The organism is Leuconostoc sp. UCMA20149, from assembly GCF_030400235.1.
Taxonomy (GTDB): Bacteria; Bacillota; Bacilli; order Lactobacillales; family Lactobacillaceae; genus Leuconostoc; species Leuconostoc pseudomesenteroides.
Map to the genome: position 1 here is coordinate 122,666 of NZ_VJYC01000002.1, position 19,720 is coordinate 142,385.

General features: G+C 40.1%; 18 protein-coding genes. 1 reads left to right on the plus strand and 17 read right to left on the minus strand.

Annotation, left to right across the window (positions count from 1 at the left end; genetic code table 11):
• The 14 genes from leuC to FF105_RS02685 form a co-directional block, all read right to left on the minus strand.
• Entirely contained in the window at positions 1 to 1,377 is a 1,377-nt protein-coding gene (gene leuC, locus FF105_RS02620; RefSeq protein ID WP_010295055.1) for a 3-isopropylmalate dehydratase large subunit, read from the minus strand.
• The gene (gene leuB, locus FF105_RS02625; protein ID WP_290046329.1) at positions 1,374 to 2,447 is read right to left on the minus strand and encodes a 3-isopropylmalate dehydrogenase; all 1,074 of its coding nucleotides are present in this window, start codon (positions 2,445 to 2,447) and stop codon (positions 1,374 to 1,376) included. Before leuB ends, leuC begins: the two co-directional genes overlap by 4 nt.
• A gap of 1 nt (position 2,448) precedes the next feature.
• Positions 2,449 to 3,621: a 2-isopropylmalate synthase gene (locus tag FF105_RS02630; protein WP_147651271.1), complete on the minus strand. Its 1,173-nt coding sequence runs from the start codon at positions 3,619 to 3,621 to the stop codon at positions 2,449 to 2,451.
• A gap of 302 nt (positions 3,622 to 3,923) precedes the next feature.
• Entirely contained in the window at positions 3,924 to 4,229 is a 306-nt protein-coding gene (locus tag FF105_RS02635) for a metal-sulfur cluster assembly factor (RefSeq protein ID WP_004915505.1), read from the minus strand.
• Positions 4,230 to 4,232: 3 nt separating this feature from the next.
• Positions 4,233 to 5,663, minus strand: coding sequence for a Fe-S cluster assembly protein SufB (gene sufB, locus FF105_RS02640; RefSeq protein ID WP_147651270.1), 1,431 nt, complete (start codon positions 5,661 to 5,663; stop codon positions 4,233 to 4,235).
• 13 nt (positions 5,664 to 5,676) lie between these two features.
• Positions 5,677 to 6,111, minus strand: a complete 435-nt coding sequence (gene sufU / locus FF105_RS02645; RefSeq protein WP_010291391.1) for a Fe-S cluster assembly sulfur transfer protein SufU — start codon at positions 6,109 to 6,111, stop codon at positions 5,677 to 5,679.
• On the minus strand, positions 6,098 to 7,324 hold the full coding sequence (locus tag FF105_RS02650) for an aminotransferase class V-fold PLP-dependent enzyme (protein ID WP_031941249.1): 1,227 nt from the start codon (positions 7,322 to 7,324) through the stop codon (positions 6,098 to 6,100). The genes sufU and FF105_RS02650 overlap by 14 nt, the downstream gene beginning before the upstream one ends.
• A complete protein-coding gene (gene sufD, locus FF105_RS02655; RefSeq protein ID WP_010291395.1) occupies positions 7,305 to 8,495 on the minus strand; it encodes a Fe-S cluster assembly protein SufD in 1,191 nt (396 codons plus the stop codon). The genes FF105_RS02650 and sufD overlap by 20 nt, the downstream gene beginning before the upstream one ends.
• A 1-nt stretch (position 8,496) precedes the next feature.
• Positions 8,497 to 9,297: a Fe-S cluster assembly ATPase SufC gene (sufC, locus tag FF105_RS02660; RefSeq protein WP_010291396.1), complete on the minus strand. Its 801-nt coding sequence runs from the start codon at positions 9,295 to 9,297 to the stop codon at positions 8,497 to 8,499.
• Positions 9,278 to 10,141 carry a helix-turn-helix domain-containing protein gene (locus tag FF105_RS02665; RefSeq protein ID WP_010291397.1) on the minus strand — a complete coding sequence of 288 codons (864 nt, stop codon included), beginning with the start codon at positions 10,139 to 10,141 and terminating at the stop codon, positions 9,278 to 9,280. The genes sufC and FF105_RS02665 overlap by 20 nt, the downstream gene beginning before the upstream one ends.
• 324 nt (positions 10,142 to 10,465) lie before the next feature.
• Positions 10,466 to 11,032, minus strand: coding sequence for an ECF transporter S component (locus FF105_RS02670; RefSeq protein WP_010291398.1), 567 nt, complete (start codon positions 11,030 to 11,032; stop codon positions 10,466 to 10,468).
• A complete protein-coding gene (locus tag FF105_RS02675) occupies positions 11,019 to 11,819 on the minus strand; it encodes a hydroxymethylpyrimidine/phosphomethylpyrimidine kinase family protein (RefSeq protein ID WP_010291400.1) in 801 nt (266 codons plus the stop codon). The genes FF105_RS02670 and FF105_RS02675 overlap by 14 nt, the downstream gene beginning before the upstream one ends.
• Before the next feature lie 266 nt (positions 11,820 to 12,085).
• On the minus strand, positions 12,086 to 12,679 hold the full coding sequence (gene rpoE, locus FF105_RS02680; RefSeq protein WP_010291401.1) for a DNA-directed RNA polymerase subunit delta: 594 nt from the start codon (positions 12,677 to 12,679) through the stop codon (positions 12,086 to 12,088).
• 26 nt (positions 12,680 to 12,705) lie between these two features.
• Entirely contained in the window at positions 12,706 to 13,152 is a 447-nt protein-coding gene (locus FF105_RS02685) for a DUF1934 domain-containing protein (protein ID WP_010291403.1), read from the minus strand.
• 66 nt (positions 13,153 to 13,218) lie between these two features.
• On the opposite strand from FF105_RS02685, the gene FF105_RS02690 reads away from it, so the two are divergent.
• Positions 13,219 to 14,565 carry an HD domain-containing protein gene (locus FF105_RS02690; RefSeq protein ID WP_031941250.1) on the plus strand — a complete coding sequence of 449 codons (1,347 nt, stop codon included), beginning with the start codon at positions 13,219 to 13,221 and terminating at the stop codon, positions 14,563 to 14,565.
• Positions 14,566 to 14,606: 41 nt separating this feature from the next.
• Here the strand turns inward: FF105_RS02690 and pgmB are convergent, their stop codons facing one another.
• Genes pgmB through FF105_RS02705 form a run of 3 tightly spaced genes read right to left on the minus strand, consistent with a single transcriptional unit; the run spans position 14,607 to position 19,720 of the window.
• Positions 14,607 to 15,281, minus strand: coding sequence for a beta-phosphoglucomutase (gene pgmB, locus FF105_RS02695; RefSeq protein ID WP_010291406.1), 675 nt, complete (start codon positions 15,279 to 15,281; stop codon positions 14,607 to 14,609).
• Positions 15,274 to 17,640 (minus strand): glycoside hydrolase family 65 protein, encoded by a 2,367-nt coding sequence (locus FF105_RS02700; protein WP_010291407.1) that lies wholly within the window; start codon positions 17,638 to 17,640, stop codon positions 15,274 to 15,276. Before FF105_RS02700 ends, pgmB begins: the two co-directional genes overlap by 8 nt.
• 25 nt (positions 17,641 to 17,665) lie before the next feature.
• Entirely contained in the window at positions 17,666 to 19,720 is a 2,055-nt protein-coding gene (locus FF105_RS02705) for a glucose PTS transporter subunit IIA (protein ID WP_010291409.1), read from the minus strand.

A 19,720-nucleotide genomic window follows, 5' to 3' on the forward strand; every position in this document is an offset into this window, starting at 1 on the left:
CTATACAAATTCATCTGTCGTAATATCAACAAAGTGACCAGCAATTCCTGCCGCAGCAACCATCGCTGGAGAAGCCAAATGCGTTCTTGATCCTGCCCCTTGGCGTCCAATGAAGTTTCTATTTGATGTTGACGCAACATGTTTGCCAGCCGGTATTTTGTCAGGATTCATTGCCAAACATGCTGAGCATCCTGGTTCACGCCATTCACACCCAGCATCTTTAAATATTTTAGCAATGCCTGTTTTAATTGCACGATTTCTAATGGCACGACTACCTGGCACGATCCATGCAGTGACGTTGGGCGCTAAATGATGCCCTTTCATCATATTTGCAGCAATTTCAAGATCTTCGTAACGGCTGTTCGTGCATGAGCCAATGAAAATGTAATCCAAATTAATATCAACTGGCTTCATATTGGGGTGTAAACCAATATATTCATAGGCATTAGCATCATTTTCATCTTTAATTTCTGGCAAATACTGATCAACAGCTGTTGCCATGCCTGGATTTGTTCCCCATGTCACCATCGGCTTCAAATTTGATACATCAAAGGTCAGTATCTTATCAAAATCACTTTCATCATCTGTATAGAATTGTGACCAATACTCTTTTGCAGTTTCAAAATTCTTGGGTGCTTGTTCACGACCCTCAATGTAATCAAATGTCGTTTGATCTGGCTGTACCATACCAGTTCTTGAACCAGCTTCAATTGACATGTTACACATCGTCATACGTGCTTCCATTGAAAGATTTTCAACAGTTTCTCCGTAAAATTCAATCGCATAGCCGACACCAAATGACACCCCATATTTAGCAATGATGCCCATGATAATGTCTTTGGCGTACGTATTTTTAGGCAGCTTCCCAGTAACCTTAATCCCCATGGTTTTTGGTTTCACCTGCCAAATCGTTTGAGTCGCTAGCACGTGCTCAACTTCGGAAGTACCAATACCAAAGGCGATTGCGCCAAACGCACCGTGAGTTGCTGTATGGGAATCACCACATACGATTACTTTTGCAGGCTGTGTTAGACCGCGTTCGGGTCCCACAATATGCACAATGCCTTGTTTGTCATCACCAATTGATGCTAATGGGATGTTAAATTCTTTCGTGTTTTTGACTAATGTGTCCATCTGCAATCGAGACATTTGATCTTGCACATTAAATATATCTTTCGTTGGTACATTATGATCCATGGTTGCAAAAGTTAGATCTGGTCGTCTCACCCGGCGATTTGTACTTCTCAACCCATCAAAGGGTTGAGGCGAGGTCACTTCATGTACCAAATGCAAATCGACATAAATCAGTTGAGCCTCACCAACTTCCCCAGTAATGACGTGTTTTTCCCAAATTTTATCAAATAGTGTTTTGCTCATTTTATATCCGCCGATTCATATTTTTTGATGTAATCAATCATTTTTTGTGTGACTTCATCGGTCGTCATTGTGCCACCCATGTCTGGCGTCACATAGTGATTTTCAATAACGTAATCTACTGCTGCAGTAATTTTATTGGCAATCTTTTTTTCATCAAAGCTTTCTGATAACATCATTGCTACCGTATTCACCATAGAAATGGGGTTGGCTATGCCTTGACCAGAAATATCAGGTGCTGAACCGTGAATTGGTTCATACAAATTAGGACCGCTTTCACCAACTGACATAGATGGTATTTGCCCAATGGAGCCTGTAATTTGTGCTGCTTCATCACTTAAAATGTCCCCAAACAAATTAGGTATAATCACAACATCAAATGTTGCGGGCTTAGTCATAATTGCCATTGTCATCGCGTCAACATAATAATCGTCGATTGTTACATCTGGGTAACTTTCGCCAATTTCATGAGCAATCCTTCGCCAAAACTTTGATGTAGCCAATACATTCGACTTATCAACAATCGTGACATGCTTACGCCGCCTTTGCGCCATTTTAAAACCTTGGTGCATAATACGAGTCACTTCTTCTTCACTGTAATACATCGTATCAATGGCTTGATGTGCTTCGAGCTTACGTGGTTTTCCAAAATAAGCACCAGAGGTCAGCTCACGAACGATTACAAAATCCGTATTTTCAACATACTCTGGCTTCAGTGGTGAGCGGTCAATTTGCGCTTGAGTCACTTTTGTTGGCCGTATATTAGCAAATAAATTAAGTTTTGATCTAATTTCTAATAACCCTTGTTCTGGGCGTCGTGGCGCATTATCCCATTTCGGTCCACCAATTGCACTAAGGAGCACCGCATCAGCTTGCTTTGAAACATCAATAGTCGATTGGGGTAAAGGATCACCAGCTCGATCAATACCATCACCACCAAAAGGTGCATCTATAAGTTCATAGGAAAATGCTTCATTCCTTGTCGCAGCATCTAATACTGATAACCCGGCTGTCATGATTTCCGGACCAATATAATCGCCTTTTAAAACTACTATTTTTTTAACGGATGTCATATTATTGATAACTCACCATTTCTTTTTCTGCAACGACTTGCATAATCACCTTTAATTGCTCATCTGTAATCAAATCAGACGCTTCAGCAACTAACTTAAAAATAGGAAAAATTATTTTCATATCATCACGCGTCACCTCATAACCTAAGCTATTTAGTTTTGACATGACGGCATGCGATCCTGACAATTTACCTAAAGGTAAGGACGCCGTAGCACCAACCATTTCTGGCTTCAAAATCTCATATGTTTCTGGATTTTTTAAGTAGCCATCTTGATGAATACCAGATTCATGAGCAAAGGCATTGCGTCCCATAATTGGTTTATTACCCGCAACTGGCATGTGGGTTGCGCGTGCGACAACGTCAGAAATAGTTTTCGACTGCGCTAGGACAATATCCGTTTCAACATTAAACTTTTCATGACGCACTTGAATCGCTGCGGCTGCTTCAATCATGTCAACATTTCCAGCGCGTTCACCAATACCATTAATTGTGCCCTGAATTTCCGTCGCCCCATGCGCAATGCCTGCCAAAGCATTAGCTGTTGCCATTCCCAAATCATTATGCGTATGAGTTGACCAACCAACTGTGTCAAAACCAATAATATTTTGACGTAAGTTTTCAAAAACCTCACCATATTCTTCTGGCGTATCATAACCAACTGTGTCTGGTATGTTAATCATTGTTGCTCCGGCGTCAATGGCTGTTTGCACGCTGGCTACCAAAAAATCAGGTTCAGTTCTCGTCGCGTCTTCAGGTGAAAACACAATGTCTTGCATATATTGCTTAGTAAAAGTAACGTCTGCTTTGATTTTGTCCAATATTTCTTCTTTAGTCATGTGCAATTTGAACTCACGATGAATGGGTGAAGTTGCAATGAACACGTGAATCATTGGATGTTTTGCATTCTTAGTTGCCTCAATAACGGCATTAATATCGTTTCTGACCATTCGTGCCAAACCGACAACTTTTGCATTATCCACAACTTCTGCAATTTTTTTAACTTCCTCAAAATCTTTCTGAGAAGCCGCAGGAAATCCCGCTTCAATGGCGGCAACGCCATAATTATCCAGTCCTTTTGCTATTTCAATCTTTTCGTCAATTGAAAAGTTAACCCCAATTGTTTGTTCACCATCACGCATTGTTGTGTCATAAAAAGTTACTTTGCTTGCCATAATTTTCTCCTTAAATTAAAATCCCGGATTAGTCAATATGACTAGTCCGGGATTATGCACTCACATCCTTTTATTCACTAGCCATTAGATAAATACCTAACAACTAGCTCAAAAGCTCAACTTGTTAGGGTAGTCTAAGCAAGTTGAGGAGAAGGGCTGCGTTTGTTTTGTTAATTTGTACTGTGGCCTGATTTCTCATGTGAAACACTTCCTTTTAATTTAATAATCCAATCATAGCGGGTATGTCATTTATCGTCAATTTTCAGGTGTATTTTATTCCAAATTTATATAATTTTGCCACGCTATAATCCTAACGCCATTTTAGCGTATCGTGACATTCTATTGATTTCCCAAGCTGGTTGCCAAGTGAGTTCAACTTTGGTTGTCTTAACTTCAGGCAAAATTTTTAATGCGTCATCAATCATTTCTTCCAACACACCAATCAGCGGGCACCCCATTGTTGTCAACGTCATATTAACAGTGACGTCACCGCTTGCGCTGATAGCAACACCGTTAATTAGTCCCAAATTAACGATATCCACTCGCAGTTCTGGGTCAATGACCGTTGTCAAAGCATCCATAATACTTGCCTCAATTTTTTGATTCATAGCTTATCCTACCGATCCCACCATTTCAAATTTCATTAATCGATTTAACTCAACCGCATATTCCATTGGCAGCTCTTTTGTGAATGGCTCAATAAAGCCCATAATAATCATCTCTGTGGCTTTTTCAGCAGAAATACCACGTGTCATGAGATAATACAATTGCTCTTCGGAAACACGTGAAACTTTTGCCTCATGTTCCATCGACACATTGCCATTCAAAATTGTATTATATGGAATCGTATCGGCTGACGATTTATCATCAACTAAAATTGTGTCACACTCGACGTGAGCAAATGACCCATCAGACTCGCGACCAAATTTCACTGTACCGCGATAATCTGTGGCACCACCATCGTGTGCAATTGATTTTGAAATGATAGATGACGAGGTATTTTTGGCATTATGAATCATTTGCGCGCCAGAATCTAAATTAACGCCTTCGCCAGCAACGGCAATTGATAACATGGTGCCTTTTGCACCCTCGCCCTCCAAATAAACTGATGGATATTTCATCGTGGTTTTTGAACCAAAATTACCATCAACCCATTCCATTGTGGCATTTTCATGCGCTGCTGCACGTTTTGTTTCCAATGAATAGACATTATTTGACCAGTTTTGAATCGTCGTGTAGCGGCAATAGCCATCTTTTTTAATAATCACTTCTACCACAGCAGCATGCAGCGCATCCCCTGAATACATTGGTGCTGAACACCCTTCAACATAATCAACATGTGCCCCTTCGTCAACAACAATCAATGTCCGTTCAAACTGACCCTCATTTTCAGTATTAATTCGAAAATAAGACTGAATCGGTGTCGTCACGTGGACACCTTTCGGTACATAAATGAATGTACCACCAGACCAAACTGCTGAATTTAAGGCCGCTAATTTATTGTTGGTTGGTTTGACAAGTGACCCAAAGTATTCTTGAATAAGCTCGGGATATTCTTGGACCGCAGTATCTGTGTCGGTAAAAATAATCCCTGTCTTAGCAAATTCTTCTTTCATGCGATGGTAAACCACTTCGGACTCATATTGTGCAGAAGAGCCGGCTAGCCACTTCCGTTCGGCTTCTGGAACACCCAAGCGTTCAAAGGTGGCTTTCAATTCCGCTGGCACGTCATCCCAGTCACGATATTTGTCATTGGTTGGCTTGTTATAGTAATAAATATCATCAAAATTGATTTCGCTTAGATCCGGTCCCCATTGCTGCATTGGCATTTTGAGATATGTTTGATATGCTTGCAATCGGTAATCCAGCATCCACTCCGGTTCATTTTTTTTAGCTGAGATTTGACGGATAATGTTTTCATTTAGTCCTTTACCCGTCGAAAAAACTGCTTGATAATCGTCTTGAAAGCCTAATTCAGTCGCCTTATCATTTGAAATAGCTGCCTTTGTTTGATCAATAGCTACTTGTCTGTCTATTTCCATGCTTGCACCCCTCTTATTTTTCTATTGCTAATAATTCTGCCAAAGCATGCCATGCTAAAGTTGCACACTTGATTCGCGTTGGGAATTTAGTCACACCTGAAAGAATTTGCGCTTCCCCAAGAGCGTTATAATTTCCCGCTTCGCCACGAACCATTTTTGAAAATTGATCTACTAGCTGAGTAATCTGGCTGGTATTTTTCCCGATAACTAAATCCGTCATTATCGAAGCGGAAGATTTCGATATAGCACAACCATCCCCATAAAAATGAATATCAGTCACAATATCATGATCTATATTAAAAGCCAAATCAATGACATCACCACAGGTCGGATTATACTTTCGAATATGATAATTTTCGGTTCCCAACATAGGCTGATAATGGTGCGGATGTTGCGCGTATGCCATAATCGTTTGACGGTACAAATAATCTAAATTATGCAAACTCACGGTTAAAGTACTCCTTAATTTTTCCTAAGGTGGCAACAAAGCGATCAATTTCTTGACGTGTATTATAGATGTAAAAACTAACACGAACAGTCGCAGCAACATCTAAATAATGCATCAGTGGCTGTGCACAATGGTGTCCTGCTCGTACCGCAATACCTTCTTGATCCAATGCAGTCGCTAAATCATGCGCATGAATACCCGCTATATTAAATGCGATTACACCAGTGTGCTGTTCACTTTCTTGCGGACCATAGACAGTCAGACCATCAATACTTTTAAGCTTTGGCAAAGCATAATCAACAAGTGATTGTTCGTATTTCGCTACCTCAAACATCCCGATATTTGTTAGATAGTCCACAGCAGCTCCCAGACCAATAGCACCAGCAATATTTGGTGTCCCCGCTTCAAAGCGCCAAGGCAATGGTTGAAACGTTGCTTCATGTAAATCGACAAATTCAATCATTTCGCCACCAAATTGTGCTGGTCGCATTTGATTTAACACATCATACCTGCCGTACAGCACACCAATACCGGTTGGTCCCAGCATTTTATGACCTGAAAAAGCAAAAAAATCAACACCCATTTCTTGCACGTCTATTGCCATGTGAGGCACTGATTGTGCCCCGTCAGCAATCATGATGGCACCGTGTTCATGTGCCATCTGAGCTAATTTTTTAATTGGATTGACCACACCCAACACGTTCGAAGCATGAGTAACTGATACGATTTTGGTTTTATCAGACAGTTTTGCTTCGGCATCCGCCAAGTCTAAGGTACCGTCTTCTTTAAGAGCAATATATTTCAAGCTAGCACCAACCCGCTTGGCCAACTGTTGCCACGGAACAATATTAGAATGATGTTCCATGTACGATAAGAGAATTTCATCTCCTTGTTTAACATTTTCTACACCATAAGTACTTGCCAGCCAATTCAACGATTCAGTTGTGCCACGTGTGAACAACACTTCTTCTCGCCTTTTGGCATGTATCAATTTTTGGACCTTGTCTCGCGCTTTTTCATATAAATTGGTAGCACGTTGTGATAATTCATAAATACCACGATGCACATTAGCATTGTCGTTTTGATAGTAATCAGTGATGGCATCGATGACAAATTGAGGTTTCTGCGAAGTTGCAGCGCTATCGAAATATATCAGAGGTTCGCCATTAATTTTTTGGTTAAGTATTGGAAAATCAGTTTGATTCATCTTCATGTTTTAACTTTCTGTCAATTTCCGTCACTACCTGCTGTTGCGCTTCCTTTGTTGGCATTTTTGCTAATACTTCACCCATAAATCCGCGAATAACCAGTTTTCGAGCAACTTGTTCACTAATGCCTCGACTCATTAAATAATACATTTGATCCTCATCAACACGACCAACGGAAGCGGCATGACCAGCAGTCACATCATTTTCATCAATTAATAATAGTGGATTAGCATCACCGCGTGCTCGACGTGATAACATCAAAACACGTGACTCTTGTTGTGCATCTGAACCCTGTGCGCCTTTAATAATTTTGCCAATACCGTTAAATACTAGAGTTGAGCGGTTTAAAATGACACCTCGCTGGAAAATATGCCCTAATGTATGCCGCCCACGATTCAAGATAGTGGTCACAAATCCTTGTGTTTGCTTTTTAGTTGTCAGCCCAATGACATTGGCATGTGAGGTAGCCCCCTCACCATTCAATTGACTAGCTAAGCGGATTATCGCATTGCCATCATTAAATTCAGCATTTTGCCAATCAAGTGTGGCATGGTCTCTCACTTCAGCCTCACGATTAATATAAGCTGTTGTTTGCTCGTTAAAGGCGTCAATATTAGCATAAGTTACTTGGGCACCAACATCAGCGATGACTTCAACAACAACTGAAGCTTTGGTTTTTTGATCGCTTATCGTGTGTATTTCTTGCAAAATATCCACCTTAGCATTTGCACCAATATAAACAAAAATACGCGCAACCAAATCTTTGCCAGAGGCAGCCAAATGATTTAATGTTAAATGCAAAACGTCATCAAATTGGACGTTTTCTGGGATATATACAAAAATTCCTGTATTAAATTGCGCAAAATTTTGTGCGGATAAACGATCGGTTGTCTTAGTAATGACGGTGCCAACCATTTTTTCTAGCAGAGCCGGATAGTCGATTTTTGCTTGAACCATGCTCATCAAAATCACACCTTGAGCAGTCAACGCCTCGGTCAAATGTTGGTAGGTTGTCGATAATCCACTCACTTCGATACCATTTTCTTTATTTTTCATAAAAAATGGTGTCGTGGCTGTTTCAGTGGCTGGTATCATATCATCTAGTTGCCACGCGTTATACCGTACTTTGGCAAATGTAGGCAATGGTAAAGATTGGATTGCATGAGTATCAGCCATATTAATCCTCCACAAAATATGAGTTCACATCTTCGTCAGTTAACTGAACACTCAAACCCAATTCATCTCGAAGACCAGCATAGCCTTCAGTTTCCAGCTTTTTGGCCAATTCGGCGCCACCTGTTTTGACAATTTTGCCGCCCATCATCACATGAACAAAGTCTGGCACAATATAATCCAGAAGTCGCTGATAGTGAGTAATCATTAACGCGCCAAAATCGCTAGATCGCATGTCATTAACGCCTCGGGAAACAACTTTCAAAGCATCAATATCTAATCCTGAGTCAATTTCATCCAAAATCGCAATTTTTGGTTCAATCATCATCATTTGCAAAATTTCATTGCGCTTTTTCTCCCCGCCTGAGAAACCTTCATTAAGATAACGTTCCGCCATTTCTTCAGACATAGATAAAAATTCACGTTTTTCATCCAGTTTTTCAATGAATGACATAACACCAATTTGATCATCTTCTGGACGACGCGCGTTAATGGCTGCCCGCATGAATTCAGCGTTGGTCACGCCTTGAATTTCTGATGGGTATTGCATGGCTAAAAACAAACCGGCGCGTGCGCGTTGGTCAACTGACATGTCAGCTAAATCTTGATCGTCAATGGTAATATGACCTTCAGTCACCTCATAAGCTGGATGTCCCATAATGGTTTGCGATAGTGTCGATTTACCAGTACCGTTTGGTCCCATAATGGCATGAATTTCACCAGTATTAACAACCAAATTAACCCCTTTCAAAATTTCTTTCCCTGCCACTGAGACATGTAAGTTTTCAACCTTGAGTGTTGTCATTTTTATTTCCCCCTTTGCGTTGACTGAGCTTTTTTAGGATAGCTTCGTTATTATGTATTTTAGCAATTACACGCGCATTTTCAATCATTTCATTGACAATAAATTTTTGACTATGCCACATGTCGCTTGCTTGCACCAATTGCCAGAAGAAGTTTTCCAAAAAATAGGTGCTATCACTGGCATTGGCTAAATCAATTCCATAAGTGGCTAACATCATTGCCACTTGATAATTTTTCATCAACATCTGATATTCTGCTAGTAGATAGACAATTGCTTCTTGGCAACCGGTGTGGTCATTGACAGCATTTGATTTTTGATGACGCCACACGTCTTCAAACGCTTGTTGCGCCTTGGTAAATTGACCACATCGATAATAATAATGACTGGTTATCGCATAAAACAATAATTTGTATTGTTGATTGAAACACGCAATATCAATGTGCGATACCAATTTCTTCGCTTGATTATCATCTTGCAACAAAATTACCGTATAAAAGTATTTGGCGATTTGATAGGTTGACAACTCTTTATCAAGCATTTTATCCAGCGCTACTTGTTCAATATTCTTTTTAAATTGCGTAACATTTTGGTAAAATAGTGCTTTTAAAGCCTGTGTCAGTAGCTTTTCATTGCGTGTTTGATGTGAAGAAACTGCTATTGGAAACACATCATTTAATGTCAATCCTATTCTTTCACACAGCGCTACCATAATCTCAAATGATGGAATTTGTTGATGTTTTTCAAATTTTGAAAGTGTGGCTTGCGTGCAAATACCTGAACAAAGCGCAACCTGCGATATCTTGAGATGTTTTCTCGTCTTAATAAATTTTTCTATGTTGATCATGTTTCTCCCAAAAGCTACAAAAAAGCACCTAACTGTCAAAACAGTTAGGTGCTTAATCCGATATCCCAACCGTCTACTCTATTTCTGAAAGAAAATAGTAGACGATTAACACAAAATAGCCTACTAGTCACGTGAGGACAAGGAGGGCAAAAAATGTGTTGTTCAATTGTGTTGTTATCTTATTCATAATATTGATACCCATTGTATGCGCATTCGTTAATAATGTCAAATCAAAAAATTATTTTTATCACATTTTTTTATCATGAAACTATTTGAGGTGCTGTTCAAGATTTTTAACCAAGCAATGTAGCACAATAATCAAGTTTATACGAAATTATTTTTGACAAATAGCTGTTCAAATCGTTCTGCTAACCAGCGATAGACAACAAAAACAACTATCATTGTCATCACACAGTTAATCACAGTTGGAAATAAGGACGATATTGTTGCTACTATCGCAGGTTGTATGGTCATACCCTTGAACAGACTCATCACAAAATTATGCCCTGTTGTCATGACTAACTTGGTAACGACAGCCGCCAAAATAACCACAATTAACTTAACGCTCGTCCCATGTTTTTTATAGTGAACCAGTGAAAATACATAGGTAGCAATGCCGCCAACGACGAAACATTCAAAAAAGTAATAAGGGGCTTCCATCACATAGCCATGAAATAGATCAAACAATGCTAGCCCAAAACCGCCAGCAAGCGCACCACGTTTAAATCCTAAAAGTAGTACTGACAATAGCACTGCTGAATTTCCCAAATGCACAAAAGGTTTTCCAATTAATGCCGGCATTGGCACCTGTATACTGGTTGCAACAAAGGTAATACTAGTGAACAATGCCACCAGTACAATGTTAATAACGGCGCTATTATGTTGTTTCATAATGATTATCTCCCTGCCACACATGGCCCACAAACTGGTTTAATTGAATCGCATTAGCAACTGCTTGAAATGTAAATTCTTTGGCTTCTTTAACTGAAGCACTGATTGACTTATTTTTAACCATATTAGCAAGAATTGCTGCCGAAAAAGTACATCCTGCCCCATGATTATAATCTGTTTTTATGATTTCATTCTGGAATACTTCAAAATTCGTCCCATCATACAATAAGTCCGTCGCTAAACCGTCAGCAAATCGGTTCCCCGATTTAATCACGACATTTTTGACGCCGTAATCATAAATTTTCTTTGCTGCTTCTTTCATTTCAGAGACACTATTGATTGATTGGACATCAGTCAACAATGCTGCTTCCAAAACATTAGGCGTCACAATGTCAGCCTTCGATAATAATTTCTTTTTATAAGTTGTCAAATCAATCGTTTTGTCATGAGCAATGGTCAACTTTGTAGCCATCACTGGATCCACCAGCAACCAACCAAAGTTAGCCGTTTCGAGATAATCAATTAAAATATTAAAATTATTGATATCTGAAATCATACCAACCTTAATACCCGCTAGCGGAATAGATAATGTCGTTTGCAGTTGGGCTGAAAAAATTTCAGTTGGCATTGAATATTGCGCAACTTGCCAGTTATTTGGATTCATAGTGACAATATTTTCTATCGCCACTACGTTAAATTCATCATATCTTTCAAACGTTTTAATGTCTGCCTCTATGCCCCCGCCGCCACTCGTATCCGAACCACCAATAGATAATATTTTTTTCATAATTACCTCGTTTTCAATTAGCTATATTGTTATTTAAAAAATGTTAATTTAGTGTTATCTCATTTAATATACACTACTTCAAAAAATATTCAACATTCACTATTTATTTAATGAATATTTTGTTTTGTCAGAAAGTTGATGTTCTCATGATAGCAAAATAAACAGTTAGTTATCGGGGCACGCGCGATAACTAACTGCTTATTGTAGATACTTTTTAAATGATAATCATCCAACTTACTGTTGCCAGTTGAGCCAACTATCTCAAATTACTTTTCTTGATCACCATCACCAAGATCGTCAAGATCATTACCACCAGTTAATTCAGTCATGTTGGCATCAATTGATTCATCTTCACTCAAGTCAATTTCGTTGGCATCGTCATCATCGTCGTCAACAGCCACATCATCGTCTTCAGAATCATCTTCGGCGTCATCATCATCTTCAACTGTTGTGAAATCTTCATCTTCTGGATCATCATCGTTATAATCGATAACATCATCATCAGATGCATTATCAGCGAAGACATTGACCTTCTTTTTAGCTGACTTTTTACGCTTAGGTGCATCTTCTTCATCATCAAGTTCATGAATTGATTCATCAATGGCATCAACTGGATACCAAGCACGTAATGCCCATTCATTATTACCAAGTGAAATGAATGAACCGTCTGTATTTAAGTCCGTGTAAAATTGTGATAAACGTGGCTTAAAAGTTTCTGAATCAATTTCCAAAAAGTCTTGAATCTCTTGAACGAGTGAGCTGAAAGGCATTGCTTCTTTATGTTCGGTCAAAACAGCAGTTGCTATTTCGACAAGTGCTAATTCTTCTTTAGGGTGATTGCCTAATGTTGTAAGTGACATATTGCACGTCCTTTCGGGGTTTCTAACTAGTCTAGCATACTAGATTTGGCGCTAAATTGCAACCGAATTTCGTATTGTCCGACAATTTGTTGATTGGCATATAAAACATAATCCACGTCAACTTCACCTCGCCAGTTTGCCAAATCAAAGTGAGTCGCTAATAATGTTGTTAACGTTTCAATTTGCATTTGTCCGGCAGGTGTTTGATACAAAGCCGGAACACGTTGTGATTTCACAAAGGCTAATTTGGTTGTTGTCTCACCAGAGCGATTTAAGCGCACGCGTTCATCATCAATTTTGAACATGACTTGTGTTGTCTGATCGTCAATAATCTCTGTATAACGCAAATAAAGTGCGCCATTTTTTAACAATAACTGACCATCTGTATCAAATTGAAAGTCTTCGATATCATTTCCCTGACGAATTTTCGTTTTTAGGTGAACTTTTACGTCCGATTGCCCGTTAATTATCATATTCTGCCCCTATTTCAATCTAAAATCTATTATAATATAAGAAAGCACAAAAGGGCATACTATATGATGTTAGATAAAAAAATTACTAATGAAAAAGTTCTACGCGATCCTATTCATAATTTTATTCATATTCAAGACCAAGTTATTTTGGATTTGATTAACACCCCTGAATTTCAGCGGTTGCGTCGCGTGAAGCAACTTGGCATTACCAGTTCAGTGTTTCATGGGGCGGAACATTCACGTTTTGGCCACTCTGTGGGCGCCTACGAGATTGCTCGACAGATTACCGAACACTTCGATCAATATTATGGCGATGTGTGGGATTCAAATGAGCGCTTAGTCACGCTTGTCGCTGCCTTACTTCACGATGTCGGACACGGTGCATTTTCTCATACATTTGAACACCTATTTGGCACAGATCATGAAGCAATTACACGGGAAATTATCATGGGTGATACGGCCGTACACACGATTTTGGCACAAGTATCAACAGATTTTCCTAATAAAGTGGCTAGTGTTATTGCTAAAACTTATGAAAATCCACAAGTCGTGCAATTAATTTCTAGTCAAGTTGACGTTGATCGTATGGATTATTTATTACGTGACGCTTATTTTACTGGTACTAAATACGGTGAATTTGATATTGATCGTATTTTGCGTACCATGCGCCCAACCCCAACCGGCATTGCCTTTGATATCGCCGGTATGCATGCCGTTGAAGACTATGTTGTGTCACGTTATCAGATGTATTTACAAGTTTATTTTCACCCTGTCTCACGTGGCATGGAAGTGCTGTTAGAACATATTTTGACACGTGTTCGCGAGCTTTATCAAGCCAGCCATCATAATCCTGTGCCTGAAAAGGACTTCGTCGGCCCACTTTTGGCGCCACTATTTGATGAAAAGCCATTGGAATTAGATGATTATCTCAAGCTCGACGATAATGTGTTTATGACTTATATCAATATCTGGCAATCTCACCCCGATCCGATTTTATCGGACTTATCACAGCGTTTTCTTGGACGTCGCCCACTCAAGTCAATTGCTATCACCAATGAAACAGCACCTTTATTGGGCGAGTTAGAACAGCTTGTGGATAACGCGGGTTTTAACCCTGATTACTACACAGCACGCAACGATGCTTATGACTTACCATACGACGATTACAAACCCAACGTGGCCAAGCCGCGAACGCAAATTGACTTTTTGTTGGCTGATGGGACCCACCGCGAACTCTCTGATTTATCAACACTCGTCGCTGCGATTAAAGGTAAAGCGTCACTTGATCAGCGATTCTTTTTCCCGAAAGAAATGTTAAATATTGAACCAGACGAATTATTTGCTGATACTTTCAAGACCTTTCGTAGTTTCATTAGAAATAATGCGTTGACAACGCCTAATCCTGAAACTTAAAAATAAATCACCGTAAATCAAATTACGGTGATTTTATTTTGTTATCCATTCATTTGTTTTGAGATATTAGCCAAGGAAATTTCCTTGGTCTCAGCAAACCAAATGTTTGGTTGAGCCTCTTTAGCTGCTGTACCAATGCCCAGTGCCGTTTGTCCTGCACCTTTGATTGCCTGCACGCCTGCACTGGCATCTTCCAACCCAATGATTTGTGTTGGTTGTAGCTTCAATAACTCCCCTGCTTTGGTAAATATTTCAGGATCTGGTTTGCCATGTGATAACGTGGCTGGATCCACAATGCCGACAAAATCAGCCATGATGCCTAATTTTTTGAGTATCGTTGGTGCATTTTTTGAAGCACTGGCAACACTCGCGACGTAACCTTCACGTTTTATTTCGGCTAGAAATTCAGTCATTCCGGGCAAAATATCTGCCGGTGTCAACGCTTGAATTAATGCAACATAATGTTGATTTTTTTGTGCCGCAAATGCTGATTTTTCATCATCTGTGTAGTCATTTTCATGACCACCTTCAGCTAAAATCATATTTAGCGAATCCATACGACTAATACCTTTAAGTTGACGCCCTAATTCGGCCGACCAAGGCACATTCAAGGACGTAGCCAAATCATGCCAAGCTTGCTCGTGAAACTTAGCGGTATCCGTGATGACACCATCTAAATCGAATGTAAAGCCTTTTATTTCTGAAAAATTAACCATGATAAGACACCTCTTTTGCCTCTCCAGCTACCAAATCAATCGCTTTGCCATAAACGTGAACAGTTGTTGCTTGATCACTCATCAATACCATGACAGTTGGCTTGATATCAATATCAATTAAGGTACCACGATATTGCTGTGTAAAGTGTAATTCAGCCCACTGTTTTGGTAATCGTGGATTAATGGTGAACTGACCGTGTAACAAATCAACTCCAGCATAATCATTTTGAATGACTGATAATGTTTCGCCCATGACACCCATGTGAACACCCTCTGCGGTTGTACCACCTTGAATATCATAATAATCAGAACCAATTGCGTCTGTCAAAAAATCGTACGCTTGTGTTTCAAATTTTGTATCACCTTGTCGCGCCAACTCGACATAGATACCAGCAAATACTGGGCGAGAAGTCGTTGAACCATGTGTTGTGCGGTCTAAGTAATAAGCTGTATTTTTTGCTAACCAATTATCGGGTAATTGATACCCAAGTTGATGAATCAGTGACTCTGTCTGTTGCGCACCTAGGTTATACAGTAGCATTAGAAAGTCTGCCTGTTTAATGACCTGATAATCATCAGGCGACTTGCCCTCTGCCTTGAGGATCCTATCAATTCGATGAATATCACCATACTTGGCTTGATATGCTGAAAAATCGAGTTGCTCAAGTTTGAAGAAACCTTCATATTGTTCGACAATGCCACGATCATCAATGGATAACTTCAAATGATGACGGATGTTTTCTGCTTTTTCCGCTTCATTTTTGGTATAGCCGACTGCTCGTGATGCCGCATCAAAGTCAATCTTGACGTTCTGCGATAAATCATGCAGATAGTTCAACAACCAAACCACCATAACGTTTGTGTAAGCGTTATTTAGCAATCCGCCAGCATGAGCGCCGGGAATTTCTTCATGGAATTCGTTAGGTCCCATAACGCCTTTAATTTGGTAACGGTCACCGATCTTCTCTGCTTTGTTAATCCAAAAACGCCCAATTTGGATTAACATGTTTAAACCGCCTTTATCAAGATGGTCATAGTGTCCTGTCACCTGCTGATAAACCCACATATTATAGGCAATTGCTAATGAAATGTGGCGTTGTAATCTAGAATTATCTGGAATCCAAGTGTTATCAACTGTGTTTAAATGAATCAGTTGACTTTGCTCGTCACCATACATGCCTGATTGCCAAGGATACATCGCACCTGATTCGTTCTCTGATATAGCATTTTTTTCAGCCGCTGACAACCGCTTCGTGCGATAATTCAAAACAGCACTAGCCGATTTGGGTTCGTTTGCTGAGTAATATGGTAGTGCAAATAATTCATCCCAGAAAATATGACCACGATACCCCTCACCAGTCAAACCACGAGAGCCAACCGAAGCATCCAAATATGGATTTGCGTTTGGATTAGCCATCTGATTAAGGTGAAAAATATTCATACGCGTCAACTTTTGCATGGCATCGTCGCCACTAATTTGAATATCTTTGGTTTGCCATAATGATTGCCAATAATCATGACTCTCTCGTTGAATTTCTTCAAAAGTCGTGTTAGCTGTTTCATTTTGAACAAATTCAGCAAGATCGCCGTTTGTCTCTAAACTGCTTGCAACTGCCATCACCCGTTCAATTGTGAACGATTGTCCGGCCTGACAATCACGTTCGATGTGTGTTGTCACCTGATTTTCAGTTTTTATCATTTTTTCAACACTTTCACCTATTGTTTTTGCTGCTAAAGCAACAGTAACATCAGTTGTTCGTGTTTTGATGATCATCAGATCGTCATGAACTGACTGGACATCAAATTCTTGTGAGTCAAAATCACGATAGCGTGCCACATTTTTGTTTTCGACGCTGCCATCAATAATCGCATCAATCGCAATGTGTGCGTCATAATTTGAGGTGATTTGAAAACGTAAACCTAACTGATGCCAATGAACCGGATTAATCACCTTAACCGTTTTAATGGTGACAAAATGTTGTGAGTTTCCCGCCACCTGCACTTGATAATCATCTGTCAATTCACCCGTTTTAAAATTCAGGCTGCGCTTTAGTGATTTGATAGTTGAGTTGTTGATTAACAGAGATTCACCATCAATTTGTACCTTGATTAAGGCTATATTGGGCAAATTCACAAGGTCTTCATTAATGACGTCGCGCCCTGCAACGGGTGTTGATGTTTGGTTAAAAATACCAGCGCCATACAACCCGGGATAAAAATCATCATCATAAGCGTTTGTCACAAGCGCACCACGCCAGCCCAGAAAGCCATTTCCTAAAGTTAGCAAACTCTCGCGACCGTAATTTTTAACACCACCAACAATGTCGTTGTAAGTTAATAACCAATTTTCATTTGTCATGTTCACTCCTTAAACAATTCTCACTTTACTTGGCAACTGCGTCTTTAAAGGCGTTCTTCTTTTCAACAGTCTTAATTTGACCTGTATCTGAATCTTTAAATCCGAAGAAGTAAACCATCGCAAACGACACCGCAATTGTCGCAATCGAAGCCACCCAGAAAATCAACATATTATTATCCGCACCTGTTTGACCCTTTGGTACCGCAAATGATGGGAAGCCAATCAGTGATCCTGTGAATCCGTACATATTCAAGTTGAACAAACCGGCAATTAAGCCGCCGACAGCACCACCAATGTTAGCCATCCAAAATACACGGCCATACTTCAAATTAATACCATACATTGCTGGTTCTGTAATACCTGCCATCGCTGATAGGAAGCCCGCACCAGCCAATCCCTTAAGTGATGGAATCTTGGTCTTAGCCCAAACCGCCAAAGCACCAGCACCCTGTGCAATCATAGTAAAGTTCACAATTGCATTCAAAGTAGAGTGACCAGTCTGCGCAATTTCATTAGCAATCAATGGCACAACCATCCAATGCAAACCGAAGATAACGAGCGCTTGATACAAACCACCAATAATCAAACCAGATAATGGATAATTTAAGTGCAAAAGCCAGTTAACAATTGTTGAAATACCTTGTGATACCAAAGTGATAGCTGGTCCAACGACAACAACAACGACTGATCCCACAATTAATAGCGTTAGCAAAGGTTGGAAAATTGAACGTAATACTAATGGCAAATGCTTTTTGAGCCAATTACCTACTGGACGTGCCAACCAAGCGGCAAAAATAATTGGGAAAATTGAGTATGCGTAACTTGGAATATTGATGGGTAAACCAAAGAAACTTGAATTAAGGCTTACGCCAAACAAACTACCCAGCGCTTGCGCTGGTTGCACAACTTTGCCATCAACAACATGCGCCGTTGTCAAATAAATAAAATCAGGCTTAACCAAGAAAGCACCAATAGCGGCAACTACGAAAGGATCACTTTTAAGCTGTTGCGCTGCGGAAAAGCCAACTAAAATAGGCAAAAAGTAGAACGGTGCCATGGCCATTGACTGTAAAATCGTAAACGTACTTGATGCTGGATCAATGAAGTAAATCGCTGGAAACGACGCTTTGTTTGAAAACAAGCTCAAAAATCCATTTAGCATACCACCAGCAGCCAATAAACCAATGATTGGCATCATTGAGCCAGTTATGGTACCGATGATTGCTTGAAATGCATGGACCAAGGGATTCTTGGAACCTTTTTCTTGCTTGGTTGCAGCAACTGCATCTGCCGTTGCCGCATCATCTACAACACTGCTGCCAAGTTGCGCTACGACTTCATCATAAACATCGGTGACTGCCGGTCCAATGACAACTTGATATTGTCCCAACGAATCAGCATAATTGACACCGGCAACCCCATTTAGAGATTCAATCTTGTGATCATCAGCGACTGTGTGGTCCTTCAAATAAAACCGCAAACGCGTGATACAATGAATGACCTTGTCCACATTTTGTGCACCGCCAACGCCTTGAATAATGTCTGCCGCTAAGGGTTCGTACTTAGTCCCATTCCCTTTTGCTGGTGCTGATGATGTTACCGGTGCAACCTTCGGAGTGGTTTTGACAGTCGCGTCAGCAACAGTCTCACCAGCTGAAACATTATCTTGACCAGAAATCAGTGTTAATTTGTCTAATAGATCAGCCGTATTAGTAAAGACAACCATCGTTGTTGTATCAAGATGTGCTGCTTTGATTTCTGCTAAATCAACATCCCCGACATGATCGCCTGCGTTGACCTGATCACCTTCTTTAATTCGCCATTCGAAAGGCTTACCCTCGAGACTGACGGTTTCCAAACCAACATGCGTCAGTACTTCTAAACCGTCAGAACGTCGAATGCCAAATGCATGACCTTGCGTGGCGATAACGACGCCACTAACTGGGGCTACAATATCATGCCCAGTGGGTTGCAAGGCGAAACCATCTCCCATGGTTTTTTTACTAAATACTGGATCAGCCACATCAGCAAGTGAGATAACGTGACCTGCTAGTGGCGCTAAAATTTTTGTATCTGCCAT

Coding starts and splice junctions, on each gene's coding strand:
- sufD (WP_010291395.1), bottom strand. CDS start 8,495: ATGGCTGATACTCATGCAATCCAATCTTTACCATTGCCTACATTTGCC.
- FF105_RS02635 (WP_004915505.1), bottom strand. CDS start 4,229: ATGAATCAAAAAATTGAGGCAAGTATTATGGATGCTTTGACAACGGTC.
- FF105_RS02665 (WP_010291397.1), bottom strand. CDS start 10,141: ATGATCAACATAGAAAAATTTATTAAGACGAGAAAACATCTCAAGATA.
- sufC (WP_010291396.1), bottom strand. CDS start 9,297: ATGACAACACTCAAGGTTGAAAACTTACATGTCTCAGTGGCAGGGAAA.
- sufB (WP_147651270.1), bottom strand. CDS start 5,663: ATGGAAATAGACAGACAAGTAGCTATTGATCAAACAAAGGCAGCTATT.
- FF105_RS02685 (WP_010291403.1), bottom strand. CDS start 13,152: ATGATAATTAACGGGCAATCGGACGTAAAAGTTCACCTAAAAACGAAA.
- FF105_RS02670 (WP_010291398.1), bottom strand. CDS start 11,032: ATGAAACAACATAATAGCGCCGTTATTAACATTGTACTGGTGGCATTG.
- FF105_RS02650 (WP_031941249.1), bottom strand. CDS start 7,324: ATGAAGATGAATCAAACTGATTTTCCAATACTTAACCAAAAAATTAAT.
- leuB (WP_290046329.1), bottom strand. CDS start 2,447: ATGACATCCGTTAAAAAAATAGTAGTTTTAAAAGGCGATTATATTGGT.
- pgmB (WP_010291406.1), bottom strand. CDS start 15,281: ATGGTTAATTTTTCAGAAATAAAAGGCTTTACATTCGATTTAGATGGT.
- FF105_RS02690 (WP_031941250.1), top strand. CDS start 13,219: ATGTTAGATAAAAAAATTACTAATGAAAAAGTTCTACGCGATCCTATT.
- FF105_RS02675 (WP_010291400.1), bottom strand. CDS start 11,819: ATGAAAAAAATATTATCTATTGGTGGTTCGGATACGAGTGGCGGCGGG.
- FF105_RS02700 (WP_010291407.1), bottom strand. CDS start 17,640: ATGACAAATGAAAATTGGTTATTAACTTACAACGACATTGTTGGTGGT.
- FF105_RS02705 (WP_010291409.1), bottom strand. CDS start 19,720: ATGGCAGATACAAAAATTTTAGCGCCACTAGCAGGTCACGTTATCTCA.
- rpoE (WP_010291401.1), bottom strand. CDS start 12,679: ATGTCACTTACAACATTAGGCAATCACCCTAAAGAAGAATTAGCACTT.
- FF105_RS02630 (WP_147651271.1), bottom strand. CDS start 3,621: ATGGCAAGCAAAGTAACTTTTTATGACACAACAATGCGTGATGGTGAA.
- leuC (WP_010295055.1), bottom strand. CDS start 1,377: ATGAGCAAAACACTATTTGATAAAATTTGGGAAAAACACGTCATTACT.